Annotated in this window: 10 protein-coding genes and 1 tRNA gene; 8 read left to right on the forward strand and 3 right to left on the reverse strand. The window is 39.2% G+C overall.

Annotated features, from left to right (window positions below):
* Positions 1-120 precede the first annotated feature (120 nt).
* The 7 genes from dnaJ (at position 121) to JG30_RS08640 (ending at position 9,711) form a co-directional block, all read left to right on the forward strand.
* On the forward strand, positions 121-1,227 hold the full coding sequence (gene dnaJ / locus JG30_RS03745) for a molecular chaperone DnaJ (RefSeq protein WP_046316267.1): 1,107 nt from the start codon (positions 121-123) through the stop codon (positions 1,225-1,227).
* Between the two features lie 162 nt (positions 1,228-1,389).
* The gene (gene lepA, locus JG30_RS03750; RefSeq protein ID WP_046316270.1) at positions 1,390-3,231 is read left to right on the forward strand and encodes a translation elongation factor 4; all 1,842 of its coding nucleotides are present in this window, start codon (positions 1,390-1,392) and stop codon (positions 3,229-3,231) included.
* Positions 3,228-3,887, forward strand: a complete 660-nt coding sequence (locus JG30_RS03755; RefSeq protein WP_046316272.1) for a class A sortase — start codon at positions 3,228-3,230, stop codon at positions 3,885-3,887. Before lepA ends, JG30_RS03755 begins: the two co-directional genes overlap by 4 nt.
* Before the next feature lie 10 nt (positions 3,888-3,897).
* Positions 3,898-6,216 (forward strand): single-stranded-DNA-specific exonuclease RecJ, encoded by a 2,319-nt coding sequence (gene recJ, locus JG30_RS03760; RefSeq protein WP_046316275.1) that lies wholly within the window; start codon positions 3,898-3,900, stop codon positions 6,214-6,216.
* A 21-nt stretch (positions 6,217-6,237) separates the two neighbouring features.
* Entirely contained in the window at positions 6,238-6,750 is a 513-nt protein-coding gene (locus JG30_RS03765) for an adenine phosphoribosyltransferase (RefSeq protein ID WP_232354618.1), read from the forward strand.
* Positions 6,751-6,787: 37 nt separating this feature from the next.
* Positions 6,788-6,876 (forward strand) — tRNA-Ser (locus JG30_RS03770).
* A gap of 495 nt (positions 6,877-7,371) precedes the next feature.
* Positions 7,372-9,711 carry a BspA family leucine-rich repeat surface protein gene (locus tag JG30_RS08640; protein WP_052725192.1) on the forward strand — a complete coding sequence of 780 codons (2,340 nt, stop codon included), beginning with the start codon at positions 7,372-7,374 and terminating at the stop codon, positions 9,709-9,711.
* 135 nt (positions 9,712-9,846) lie between these two features.
* Here JG30_RS08640 and JG30_RS03780 read toward each other — a convergent pair whose 3' ends face one another.
* From JG30_RS03780 to JG30_RS03790, 3 genes are all read right to left on the reverse strand, one after another.
* The gene (locus JG30_RS03780; RefSeq protein WP_046316279.1) at positions 9,847-11,064 is read right to left on the reverse strand and encodes an ABC transporter permease; all 1,218 of its coding nucleotides are present in this window, start codon (positions 11,062-11,064) and stop codon (positions 9,847-9,849) included.
* On the reverse strand, positions 11,057-11,953 hold the full coding sequence (locus tag JG30_RS03785) for an ABC transporter ATP-binding protein (protein ID WP_046316281.1): 897 nt from the start codon (positions 11,951-11,953) through the stop codon (positions 11,057-11,059). Before JG30_RS03785 ends, JG30_RS03780 begins: the two co-directional genes overlap by 8 nt.
* A 155-nt stretch (positions 11,954-12,108) precedes the next feature.
* Positions 12,109-13,218 (reverse strand): SLC13 family permease, encoded by a 1,110-nt coding sequence (locus JG30_RS03790; protein WP_046316284.1) that lies wholly within the window; start codon positions 13,216-13,218, stop codon positions 12,109-12,111.
* Between the two features lie 390 nt (positions 13,219-13,608).
* On the opposite strand from JG30_RS03790, the gene JG30_RS09050 reads away from it, so the two are divergent.
* On the forward strand, positions 13,609-14,763 hold a 1,155-nt coding region (locus tag JG30_RS09050), incomplete at its 3' end, for a hypothetical protein (RefSeq protein ID WP_046316285.1).

Consider the following 14,763-nt stretch of genomic DNA (forward strand, 5'->3'; position numbering starts at 1 on the left):
TTGCAACTGATGAAATAGCGAGATTGACGCGCTGAACTAATTAAGGAGACTACAGGACCAAGACTTAACGAGATTGTCTTGGTCTTGTTTGGTGAATGGAAGAAAGGTGAGGATTAACTAATGGATCCTTATGAAACTTTAGGATTAGATCGGAATGCTTCGGAAGATGAAATTCGAAAGGCTTACCGGAAGCTGTCCAAAAAGTATCATCCCGACCTCAATAAAGCTCCCGATGCGGAAAAGAAATTTAAAGAAGTTAATGATGCTTATGATATTTTAAAAGATCCGCAGAAAAAAGCTCAATATGATCAATTTGGATCCACCGGTGATCAGCAAGGCGGCTTTGGCAGTCAAGGCTTCAGTAGTGATGATTTTGGCGGCTTTGGCGATATTTTTAACTCTTTCTTCGGAGGAGGAGCAAGTCGGCGTGACCCATCAGCTCCGCGTCAAGGCCGAGATTTGGAATACCGGATGCATTTGAAGTTTGATGAGGCCATATTCGGCGGCAAACAGACGATTCGTTATAATCGCCAAGAACAATGTAATACTTGCCATGGTTCCGGGGCTAAACCGGGGACTTCACCGCAGACCTGTCATAAATGCCACGGGACGGGTTACATTCAGGTGAGTCAAAGAACGCCCTTAGGTATGATGCGCAGCCAACAAGTGTGCGATGTCTGTGGTGGAACTGGCAAAGAAATTTTGGAAAAGTGTCCCACTTGCAGTGGCCGCGGCAAAATTACCAAGAGTCATGCTGTTGAAGTTGATATTCCTGCCGGAATTGAAGATGGACAACGCATGCGCTTAGATGGTCAAGGCGCGGCAGGCGATAATCAAGGACCTTATGGTGATTTGTATGTATACTTTGATGTCGCCCCTAGCAAAGACTTTGAACGCGATGGTTCAACCATTTACTCACGGGTAATGGTCTCTTTTCCACAAGCCGCTCTCGGCGATGAAATTAATGTCAAAACCGTCCGAGGTTCTGTAGCTTTGACAATTCCCGCCGGTACACAAACCGGGACAGTCTTCCGCTTAAAAGGTCAAGGCGCGCCGCGTTTACATGGTGGAGTCGGTGATCAGAAAGTTACCGTCGAGATCGTTACTCCCAAACATTTAAATGCTAAACAAAAAGAAGCCTTACAAGCATACGCAAATTTGGGGGGCGGCAAAGTCAAAGAGCAGGATCGGAATTTGTTTGACCGCATGCGTGATAAGTTTAAGTAAAGTTTGATAACCATAATGCTACTAATTGAAAACCGTGACGAACAATAGAAGTTGGTCATGGTTTTTTTTATCAAAAAGGAGAGTGGGTTTTGTTAAAAAAATTGGTATAATAATTAAGATAAAAAGTAAACTTAGGAACATTTTAATCAAAGGAGTTAGAGCATGCCACAAGTTGATTTAGTTGATCGTCAAAAATATATTCGCAATTTTTCCATTGTGGCACATATTGATCACGGCAAATCGACGATTGCCGATCGGATTTTAGAAATGACGGATACCATTGCAAAACGCGATATGGAAAATCAAGTTTTAGATGATATGGACATCGAACGTGAGCGGGGCATCACCATTAAACTAAATGCAGTGGAGCTGCATTATCAAGCACATGATGGCCATACGTATACCTTTCACTTAATTGATACTCCCGGCCACGTGGACTTTTCGTATGAAGTCTCACGCAGTTTAGCCGCCTGTGAGGGAGCCTTGTTAGTAGTAGACGCCGCCCAAGGGGTTGAAGCCCAGACAATGGCGAATGCTTATTTAGCGGTGGATAATGATTTGGAAATTGTGCCGGTGATTAATAAAATTGATTTACCTTCGGCTGATCCCGCAGCTGTTAAAACACAGATTGAAGAAATGGTGGGCATTGATGCTCAAAATGCAGTTTTGACTAGTGCAAAAAAGGGCACAGGCATTGCTGAATTATTAGAACGAATTGTCCAAGATATTCCTGCTCCACAAGGGGATCTGCACAAGCCGCTGAAAGCGTTAATCTTTGATTCTGTCTATGATAGTTATCGTGGCGTAGTGTTAAGCATTCGTGTTTTAGATGGTCAAGTTAAAGTAGGCGATCGCATTGAACTGATGAATAATGGCAAGCAATTTGAAGTGACCGAAGTGGGCGTCATGTCGCCTAAAGCTGTTCCACGAGAGCGTTTAATGGTGGGCGATGTTGGTTATTTAACCGCCAGCATTAAAAATGTGCAAGATACGCGGGTGGGTGATACGATTACATTAGCAGCTCATCCAGCCCAAAAAGCTCTGCCCGGATATCGGCAAATTACCCCGATGGTTTATTCAGGGATGTATCCTGTGGACAACAATAAATATGGTGATTTGCGCGAATCATTAGAAAAGTTACAGTTAAATGACGCTTCTTTAGAATTTGAACCAGAAACCTCTCAAGCTTTAGGTTTTGGCTTTCGGGTCGGCTTTTTAGGTTTATTGCATATGGATGTGATTCAAGAACGCTTGGAGCGGGAATTTAATTTAGATTTAATTATGACAGCCCCCTCAGTTAATTACCGGGTGCTGTTAAATGATGGTCAAGAAAAGATCATTGATAATCCCGCAAAACTGCCGGATCCTGCAGAAATTAAAGAAATTCAAGAACCGATGGTTCAAGCTGAAATAATGGTACCCAAAGACTATGTCGGCCCTGTCATGGAATTAGCTCAGCGAAAGCGGGGCCAATTTGACACGATGTCTTATTTAGATGACTACCATGTTAAAGTCATTTATAAATTACCCTTAGCGGAAATTATTTTTGATTTCTTTGATAGTTTAAAATCAAGTACCCACGGTTATGCTTCGTTAGACTATAATATTGTGGGCTATGAAGTTTCGAAAATGGTCAAAATGGATATCTTGTTGAATGGCGAGCCAGTCGATGCTTTAAGCTTTATTGTGCATCAAGATTTTGCCTATGATCGCGGCCGTAAAATTGTGCGGAAGTTAAAAACGATTATCCCTCGTCAACAGTTTGAAGTAGCGATTCAGGCAGCCATTGGGAATAAAATAGTTGCTCGTTCAACAGTTAAAGCTTATCGTAAAGATGTTACCGGCCCCTTATATGGCGGTGATCAAACGCGGAAAAATAAATTATTGGATAAACAAAAGCGGGGGAAAAAGCGGATGAAAGATGTCGGACATGTAAGTGTGCCGCAAGCTGCTTTTATGGCTGTCCTGCAAATGGATGATGATGACTTGAAGGGATCAAAATGAAAAAATTTCTGAAAATCTTTGTCACGGTGGCGTTATTGTTAGTAGCGTTGGCGCTCATTTTTAATGAACCGCTCAAATCATATTGCGTCAAATATTTAGCCCAGGATCGGCTTACAAAATTGACCAAAGATCAAGTACGGCAGAACAATTTACGTTCAGTTTCTTATGATTTTAAAAAAGTGAAACCCATTAGTTCAAAACAAGTTTTGAAAGCTTCGGTGCAGAATAATGCCCCAGCCATAGGTAAAATTGCAGTTCCTTCTGTCAAATTGAAATTGCCCATTGTTAAGGGGATTGATGATAATGCTTTGTCCACTGGAGCCGGAACTATGAAACCTGACGAAAAGATGGGTAAAGGTAATTATGCTCTAGCCGGTCATTATATGACGGACAAGGGCGCCTTACTGTCACCGATTGTCGATGTACAGTTAGATGATTTGATCTACATTACGGATTTAAAAAGTGTGTATACGTATAAAGTAACTTTGAAAAAACGTATTGCCCCGGACGCGGTGTGGACGATTAATGATCAAAAAGGGCGAAAGTTAATTTCTTTAATTACTTGCGCTGATGGTGGTGCCAATCGCTGGGTAATTCAAGGTAACTTAGTGCGTTCGCGCGTGGCTAATCGTGCGACGTTAGCAGTTTTTGGATAGGAGTTAGGTAGTGGGTTTATTGTATCGTTGGAATGCCCAACAGGTATTAAATTCCGAACAAATTAAACAACTGTGTCAAAGCACCAAATTGAGCGCCCCAGTTATTCAACTGTTATTACAACGGGGATTAGATACCACTGCTAAGATAAAGCAATTTTTAAATCCAAACTTGTCCCAGTTGCATGATCCATATTTGTTGCATGATATGTCTTCAGCAGTACGCAGGATCAATCAAGCGATTACTCAACATGAAAAAATGATTATTTACGGGGACTACGATGCCGACGGGATTACCAGTACGGTAATTTTAAAAACGGCCATTGAACAATTAGGCGGGCAAGTAGATTATTATTTGCCGGATCGGTTTACCGATGGCTATGGCCCGAATTTAAGTCGTTACCAAAAATTAGGCGCCGCGGGTTATCAATTAATTATTACCGTGGATAACGGTGTCAGTGGCATGGCAGCCTTATCGTGGGCTCGAGATCAGGGAATTGACGTTGTGGTCACAGATCATCATAAACTGCCTCAACAGCTACCACCAGCGGTAGCCATTGTTCATCCTCAATATCCACAAACTGCTTATCCGTGCCCAGCTCTATGTGGAGCCGGGGTGGCTTTTAAAGTGGCTACAGCTTTATTGCAACGTATTCCGGTAGAACTTTTAGATCTGGCAGCAATTGGAACAATTGCCGATGTAGTGGACTTAGTGGATGAAAATCGGGTATTAGTAGCTGGCGGCTTGCAACAAATACAACAACATCCGCGCTTAGGAATAAAACAGCTGGCTCAAAAAGCCCATTTACAGATATCTAATTTCAGTGAGGAAGATATCGGCTTTCAAATTGCTCCGCGACTCAATGCTTTGGGGCGGTTAGACCAAGCTGCCAAAGGGGTCGAACTACTAGCCAGTACGGATGAGTCAACGACCCATGCCTTAGCTCAAGAAATTGACCACATCAATCAAAAACGCAAACAATTATGTCAAGAAGTTTATGAACAGGCTTTAGTAATGGCTAATGCGCAAATTCAAACGGGTGCAAAATTTTTGGTGATTTTCGATCCTAATTGGCATCAGGGAATTTTAGGAATTGTAGCCGGCCGCATCTTACAGCAAACTAAACGCCCCACTTTGGTTTTAACCCAGAATGCTCAAGGACAAGCAGTGGGCAGTGGCCGCAGTGAGGCTAATCTGGATCTTTATGCTACTTTGGCACCTTGGAAAGAAAAATTTCTGGCTTTTGGCGGACATGCGCAGGCTTGTGGTTTGACCATGGAAGTTTCTGCGGTGGCTGATTTACAAATCCAAGTGAATCAATTACCCAATGTACAACAACTGAAAATTACGCAATTTCCCCGTCAATCTTACGATTTAGCATTAGATATCGCGCAAATTAATCTGGACTTATATCAGCAGTTACGTCAACTGGCTCCTTTTGGGCATGCCAATGCGCAACCCGTGCTGCGGATTACCGGTTTTCAAACTTCACGGGTCCAATATCTCGGTAAAAAAGCGCACACCCACCTGAAAATCAATTTGTGGCACCAACAACAGTGCCTAGAGGCCATCGGTTTTAATCTCGGTAGTCAATTGCCCGTCATCCAGAAATTAGGCTTAAATGCGGTTTATGGGACGCTATTGATTAATCATTGGCATAATCGTCCGCGGTTACAAGTGAATTTATCCGATGTTGAAATTTTACAACAACAGCAAGTAGCTCTCATCCAGCATCAAAGATTTCGGGATTGGCGCAACTTTGCCGAGATCGAATTCAACCAATATCCTGATAATTTAATTTTCTTTCACCAAAAGAATTTACGCCAATTTCAAAAAAAGTATCCGCAAAGTAAATGTTATTGGAGTCAACAATTACCTAAGGCGTTGACATCCGGTATGTTAGTCGATCGACCGGCTAATTTGACAGAATTTTTGACTATTTGCCGCCAATTCCAATGGGATCAATTGGACTTAAGCTTTCGTACCCAATATCCGCAATATTATCAGTTGCAGCTTTCTAAAGACCAAACCCAGGAGTGTTTAAAATATTTTTGGGCCCATCATGACTTAACAGAGAATGATTTGCCGGCTATTGCTTCGTATTTAGGATTGACAGATTTGGAGATTAGAGTATTATTAAATATGTTTGTGGAATTAAAATTTATTAAGATTAATCAGGGGGTTTTACAACGACCGCTCGTTGTAAATAAAGTGCCCTTTAGTCAGTCATCTACTTATCGGCAATTGCAGCTGCTGAAGGAAGTACAAACCCGGTTAATCGAATCAAAATTTACTGATTTAGTACAGTGGATTGTTCAAAGCAGTAAATAAACCGGAGGAGTTTTCATTTTCATGGACTATAAACAGTACGTCGCCAATGTACCAGATTTTCCTGAACCGGGTGTGTTATTTCGTGATATTTCACCATTGATGGCTAATGGTCCGGTTTATTCCGCAGCTACCGATGAAATCGCGGATTATGCTCAAAAGTTGGGCACGGAAATGATTGTGGGTCCGGAAGCACGTGGCTTTATTGTAGGGTGTCCAGTGGCTTATAAATTGGGAGTTGGGTTTTCACCTGCTCGTAAAAAGGGCAAATTACCGCGGGAAACAGTCTCGGTAACTTATGATTTGGAATATGGTCAAGCATCTTTGTATATGCAAAAGGATGCGGTGCAACCGGGACAAAAAGTATTAGTAGTTGACGATTTAATGGCCACCGGTGGTACATTAGCGGCGACAATTAAATTAGTCGAAGAATTAGGTGGGATTGTCGTAGGAACAGCGTTTTTAATTGAGTTAACAGATTTACATGGGCGCGATAAAATAAAAGGCTATGACATGTTTACTTTGATGCAATATTAATTTATTATATAAAAGCAGCTATTAGCTGTTTGATTATGGAGAGTTGGCAGAGTGGTAATGCACCGGACTCGAAATCCGGCGAACCGGTTAGTAATCGGCGCGCAGGTTCAAATCCTGTACTCTCCTTAAATGAGTTTTATGATGATTGGAAAAACCAGCTTATTATTATTACAATAAGCTGGTTTTTTTGTTAACATGAATTATTTTTAATGTTGGCAAATAGCAAAGCAGTTATAAAATTAAGTCTCAGATGTCAGTTACGTAATCTAAATTTCTAATAGGCACCTGAGTGAAGCAAATTAAATGATATTTTAAACTTGCGACAGAAAATTATAAAATTTTATTAAAGCAAACATTATGTATTGCGGACATTTTAAAGATGATATTTTAAATTAGGTAATAAGTAAACCATTATAAATAACCAAAATATAAGACCGTATAAAATAAAGTATAAGCTTTTAATCACAAAAAAGAAACTAAATGAGCGATAACTATCAAATAAATTATTTTTTTTGAAAAATATTAAAAGAAACCATCTCTTTATTAAATAAAGTGCTACAATGCATTTATAAAGTATTTTTATAATACAATAAGCAAGTTACATAAGGAGGGTGAATTATTGTGAACCAAAAGAAAAGGATTGCACTGACCACGACATTCGTGGGGCTAGTATGCGGTTTTGTCTTAACCCAACAACAAGCGGCGGCAGCCTCTACGAATGCTCCAGACCCCACAACCACGAGTATGTTGGCTCCAGAGAATACAGCAGCTGCTACATCTGTGAAGCCTGCAGAACCTAGTCAAAATGATCAGCCTGCCAATCAGCAGACTAACTCTCAAAAAGCTGTAACTAATGAGAATAGTACTACTACCCAGGTTCAAAATCCTGGGAGCCAGTCTAAGGTTTCTACGACGACACCAACGGTTACGCAACCAAATAATACAAATAGTTCTGCTACACCAGCGCCATCACAAAAAACGGCCGCTGCTAAGAACACGGAAGCTACTTCGTTAGCCAGGCACGTTCATGAGGCTACTAACCAAGTAAGCCAACCTATAGCACCAACGGCTCCGCAAGCTACCAAGTCCACAAATAGCCCAAACAATAACTCAACAACTACGGCTTCTCAAGATCCCCAAGTCGAAACGATTGCCCAAGGCACCTGGGGTACCAGTAAGTGGGAATATACGCACCAAGGTGATGATTATATCTTACATTTCCATGCAGGAACCTTAGGCGCTAGCAGTCAGAAAACTATAATAGATCCAGATAGTGGTTATCCTCAATATTTCTTAGGCGGCATAGGTGCTAGCCCCGAAATCTTTAATGGCAATAAAGAGTGGAGTGACGCACTAACACAAATTATCATTGATCCGGGCGTCAGAGCTAATCAAAATTCCAGTTATTTATTTGGATATTTAGAAAATCTACAAAAGATTGTTGGTTTAGCCAATCTCGACACCGCTAACGTTACCAATATGTCAGGAATGTTTAAAAATTGCCACAATTTAATGAACTTAGATCTCAGCAATTTTGACACGGCTAACGTTACTAATATGAGTTATATGTTTAAAGATTACCAAGGAGCTAACTTAGATTTCAGTCATTTGGATACTGCTAACGTAACTGATATGTCGGGAATGTTTGAAGATTATCAAGGCTCCACACTCGATTTAAGTCATTTTAATACCGCTAACGTTACCGATATGTCTTGGATGTTTGCGGGTTGTGAGAACTTAACCCGTTTAGATTTCAGCAATTTTAATACCGCTAAAGTTACTGATATGTCTTTTATGTTTAGTTATCATTTTGGAGTAAAAAATTTAGATCTTAGCCATTTCGATACATCTCGTGTTACTAATATGAGTTACATGTTTGAAAAAAACGACGTTCTGGAAAGATTAAATCTTAGTAATTTTGATACGACCAAGGTTACTGATATGACGTGGATGTTTGATGTTTATGACTTAAATCATTTGATTTTAGGCCCTAAAACTCTTTTTAATACCTACGACATTGGATTACCCAATGTCCCAGAAACCGGTGCCAAAATTCCTGGTACTAATCGCGTAGTCGTCTCACCTTATTGGGTAGCCACCAGTGGTTATCAACAGGGGCATAAATATACTTCTAATGAGTTAATGGAATTAACCGGACGTGATCAGGTTACTACTTATGATTGGGACAGCAAGCCCGCCTTTACTCAAACGACGGAAACTAAAACCAAAGATCGGACTATTGTAATTCATCAACCAGACGGGAATACAAAGACGGAGATTCAATCCGTAATGATATCACGTACCATTACCCTGAATGCGGACGGTTCCAAGACTTATGGAAACTGGTCGTCCGCCCAATGGGATGGTTATGCTATTCCCGAGTTTGCCGGTTATACTGCCAGCGTCAGTCAAATACCGGCGCAGACAGTGGATGGGAATACGGAAGATCAAACCATTGATGTTTACTATGCACCGCAGGAACAAACAGTGGAGATTCAATATTTAGCTAATGGTCAAATTGTGGGTACACAAAAAATAACGGGTTATACAGGTGACACGATTATGCCGAATTACCATGCACCTCAAGGTTATGAAATCACCTCTTTAACACCGGCGACTGTTACGATTGATGGTACCGGCAAGCAAATTATTCAAGTACAAGTGAGTCCGAAACTCAATGACAGCGTGGAACATAAAACACTCACCCGAACCATTAACCTTCATCTTCCTGATGGAACAATGCGTGTTTCTAAACAAACAGCATTATTGGAACGGCAAGTAACTATTAATGCCGTGACCGGTGAAAAAATCTATGGTGCCTGGAACACAGGTAATTGGAAAGCCTTGAACGTGCCAACTTTAGCTGGTTATACTGCCAGTCAAGACCAGGTAGCCGCCCAACAGGTTACGGGAGCCGACAGTGATCAAACGGTCGACGTTTACTATATGCCAAATAACTAATCTTAATAAAGATTAAATTAAAAAAGAACCGTTCACTCATTGAACGGTTCTTTTGATCTCAATATGAAATGAAAAACACAACTGCGATCTTTAATTAAATATGGAATTTACATTCAAAACACTAATATTATGTGGCTAACTATAAGCGAGCCCACGTTTTAGCCGTTTCCAAAAACTGGTATCATCAGTTTGCAAAATTACGCCTTGATAGATTTTACTAATATATATTAGCAAGCCAATAATACTTACTATTAAAATTGCTAGCGACAAAATAACTTCCACATTACCCACATGACCATTAATTATACGAATTGGCATCATGAATGAGGAAAAGAATGGCACATAGGATAATACTTGCGGCAGAATTTGTTCTGGATTAGAAATAAAGGCAGACGACAGGAAAAAGGCAATGAGGGAAAGCATCGTAGTACTTTGAGCAGCCTTCGAAGAATCTTCCGGCTTAGCTACTAAAGCTCCTGAAAAAGCTGCCAATATCGTATAAATAATTACACCAAGAATCAGGAAAATGAGATTGATATTTACCAAATTGCCCAAAATTTTATTTATTATTACCTGGTTGTCATGCATGAAAGAAGCCGTAATTTTTGCATGCAATGCCCAGCGGTAAGTTGCCCAGCCGCCAACAATATATATTACGAGTTGAGTAATAATTACACCAAAAATACCCAGAATTTTACCTAAGAAATATTTTGCCGCAGTTGTACTGGAAAAAATGATTTCCATAATCTTCGTACCCTTTTCAGAGGCTATTTCTTGAGCGGTAATGCTACTGTAGGAAAGCAAAACCATATAAACGACCATAATCACGATAATCAAAGACACCATTTTAACCAATTTATCTCCCTGATGATTTTTCTGAAGTACTTCGCGATATTTTGGCTGCTGCTGTAAGGCTTTAATTTGACGTGGCGCCAATTGCGCTTGCTGCAAATTAAGTTGACTCTGCAAGACTTGTAAATAGCTTTTTACTTTGGGTTTCAATTCATCATCAATAGGTGACGCTCCGTGATAAACTGCCTTAACCTGGTTTTTTTGCGTTTCAAATACCAAGTAGCCATCAATTTTTTCTTTTTTGACAGCCTTTTTAGCAGAATCAGTGGTTTTAATTTTAGAATCAACATATTTATCATTATTTTTAATAAAGTTTTGGCGAACTTGCTTATTGGAGCTGATAACTGCAATCTGACTGTCTGAATCAGAATTAGCACCAATAGCTCCTCCTAAAGCACTACAACCAATGATAAAAAATGGTCCCAGAATTAAAAGCAGAAAAGACCAAGATTTAACTTGATGCCAATAGGTTTGCAGTGTTACGGTCCATAACTTATTCATGTTGTTCACCAGCTTCCATTCGAAATATTTCGTCCAGGGTTGGTGGCTGTTGTCGAAATTCTTCAACATATTTACCATGGGTTAGAGCAGCAAAGACTTCCGGGCCACTCTTTTCGTCGTCAATCCGTAATAGATATTGCCCATGTAATTGCTTTTCCACTGTTTTAACGTGCGGCAGTTGCTGCAATTCTGCAAGTGATTTGGTGGTTTTGCAAAAAATTTCCGTTTTGCCAAATGAGTCCCGCACAGAATCAATGGAGCCACTTAAAATAACTTTTCCTTTTTTTAACATAATTAAACTATCGCAAATTTCTTCGACATTGGACATATCATGGCTGGAAAAGATGATCACCGCATCCCGCTTTTTGGCATCCAAAACTGCGTTTTTGAGGAGATCGGCATTAACCGGATCTAACCCACTAAAGGGCTCGTCCAAAATAATTAATTGAGGTTGATGAATCAAAGTACATATTAACTGTACTTTTTGCTGGTTACCCTTCGAAAGAGTTTTTATTTTGTCAGTTTTTTTGCCTTGGACATCAAAACGTTTCAGCCACTGATCAATTTGCGGCTTTATTTCTTTGGCGGGCCGATTTTTTAATTTCGCCAAATAAACTATTTGTTGTTCAATTGTCATTTTAGGCAATAAACTGCGTTCTTCCGGTAAGTAACCAATGGCATTAAAAGTTTTTTCCGTAAGGGGTTGATCTTGCCAGGTAATAGTACCGTCATAATTTAGAAAATTTAAAATGCTATGAAAAGTAGTCGTTTTGCCGGCACCATTTTGACCAATTAAACCCATAATTTCACCAGGGCGAATTGTAAAATTCACATCTCGAAGGGCAGATACTTTATCAAACTTTTTGCTTAAATGCTGAACTGTTAACATAAATTCCTCCTTATAATAAAGTCGCTATTATTATACTATTACCGAATACATGCCGGCAATTTTTGTCAGCAGTTGTGCCAAATTTGGATGAATCAACATTGCTGAAAAGAGAATTGACTTCTTGTATCCAGAGCAGAATTCAAGTATCTACATACTTAGCGCCACTGTAAGTAAAAAAATCCCAATATTCCTAAAATTAGAAGACTCAAAAAATTGACCCAAGTAAAAACTTTGATAAAAACTCTAATTTGGGTGGTTTTATTGAGTTGAATTAATTGTTTCAAAGCTAGCAAATTAGCTAATGAAGCGACGATCGAACCGAGGCCGCCAATATTGACTCCTAAAAACAGAGCGGGTACAGCCTGGGTAAACTTAGCCAGTAAAATGACCGTAGGAACATTACTAATAAACTGGCTGGTGATTAAACCCAGTAGATAAACGGCAGCTGGTGACTGGATTAAAGCTTGTATTGCCTGGGTAATAGCTTGATTATGATTTAATTCACTGACGAATATGAAAAAACAGACAAATGTTAATAATAATGCGTAGTCCAGGCGTTGATAAATTTGGCGATCAATGATCCAGCCACATACTACAGTCACGATTACAGCCATTTGCTTGGGAACCAGATTAAAAATGCCTCCCAGATTGATCGCAATTAAGCCGCCGGCGAGAAGCCAAGCGGGCCATTTAATCACTTTTTTGTTTCGATGATGGGTGATAATCGGTTGGTTTGGTAAAAAAGTACAAAAAAACATTAATAAAATAAAACTAGCGCCTGCCAAAGGGGCCGCTAATTTAAAAAAAGTCGTAATGTTTAAGTGATAGAAATTAATGAGAAATAAATTTTGGGGATTACCCATGGGCGTCAAAGCACTCCCCAAATTGGCTGCGATAACAATTAAGGTCAAAGGATAGGCTGTTTCTATTTTTTGTTGTTGGGCTAAATTGATAAACATAGGGACCAACGTCAAAATGGCAACATCGTTAGTCAAAAACATCGCACTAAAAAAAGCAAGCAAGATAAATAAACGACATATTTGACGTGTATTAGCTGAGTGATGCAACATCTGAGAACTACAAGTATTGAGAATCTGAAAAGATTGCAATATTTGCACACAAACCATCAAAGAAAATAAATTTTCAATTGTGGACCAATTAATATCACTCATTTGAGGCCGGCCACAAGTGAGGCCGATGCAAGCGCAGCTCGCGGAAACGACTAAAATTTTATCTTGTAATAAATATCTGGCGATTTTTTGCATTTAAAGACCACTTCTTAAATTCAAAAGTTAGATTTCAGCTATCTGCCAATAGATAATACATAGATTATAAGTTTTGAGACTTTATCTAGAAAGTGATTATCCCATGAATGAAGGTAATATATTATAGCATCTTGGGGTTGATGATAGTCCTATTCGAAAGTACTAAAATAGTTAATAAATATTTCCAAAAAATACCAACATAATAAATCTAAATTCCTTTTTATGAAAAAAGATTACTTGCTATAAGCATATGCTAAAAACTATAAAATTTAGTGTAAATAGTCTAATTTTTATTTTTCATGAATAAAATTAATAATGTTTAATTGTAAGTGAAAATTATGTTAATATCTATCATATATATGTTGGCGTTTAAATAATGGAGAAATATTTATGAAAAATAAGACTAAAAAATTGTTTCATCTAAGCTGGCTCCAATCTTTGATATTCATTATCGCTTTTATCAGTAGTCTAGCCAGCAGTCCACTGGTACTTCAGGCGCGCTCAAGTGTAAATAATACTGCGCGTTTTAGCGATCAATTCATTAAGGCGTCCCTTCCACTCTTGGGGCAGGACCTTTTGCGCCAATCTGATGATAAAAATGCAGCAGTCTATGATAACGATGATGATGATTTTAAAGATTTACCTAATGACAATCTACCAGAGCCTACTAATCCCAGTTATCGCGAATATCAACTACCTACTTTATCGACAAAAGATTTGGTTGTGCACTTGGTGCCTGGTAAAAGTTTGACCGGTAGTAACATTAATTTACCCAATTTAACTGCTAGTGATTTGAGTACTTTAACGAAAAGTAATATTAACATCGATTCCAGTTCTAAATTACAAGAAGCAGAAGCGCAAGTAGGCTATGATGCTGCAAAACAGAATTTAAATATTAGTTTAACCGACACGGCCCTAATGAAAACCAACGGTGCCGGAACACAGTTAGTATTAAATATTCAATCACCGAATAATTTGCGCAAGGATCAAGTCGTAATCGGCATCTGGCGTAATTATGTTAAACATCCGTTTGGTGAGATTGATCTGGGCAATAAGTTACATTTACAATACATGTTGAATAATGACAGCACCTGGACCGGTAATGATCCTGATACAGCATTAATGTATGCAATTCCTAATTTTCGGATCAGAGATGAGTCGCAAAATAAAATAATTGATACCATGTTTGCTGGTTCTGGTATTACTGGTTGGCGCAAAGTTAGTAATTTGTGGGTGGGAACTGATCCCACTCCAGATGTATATGGAACACAAAGTCAGTACAATTTGGACCATCAGGTCAATCCGGCTAACCATTCCTATGTAATTAAGGATTCCCAAGATTCTAATACTATTCTTTTCCAATTTGACAGCACACCCATATTAACTATAGATAATGTTTCGCTTCAATGTCGACTGCGTGTTTTGTCTAAATTAGAAAAGTCTTCCACTGGGCAATACATCATTTTAAAACAAAAATTTATTAATTATACGGTAGATAATAACAATAAGCCTGTGGATTTACCACAGGTTTGGTTTTACCGTAAA

This window comes from Bombilactobacillus mellifer, assembly GCF_000970795.1.
Taxonomy (GTDB): domain Bacteria; phylum Bacillota; class Bacilli; order Lactobacillales; family Lactobacillaceae; genus Bombilactobacillus; species Bombilactobacillus mellifer.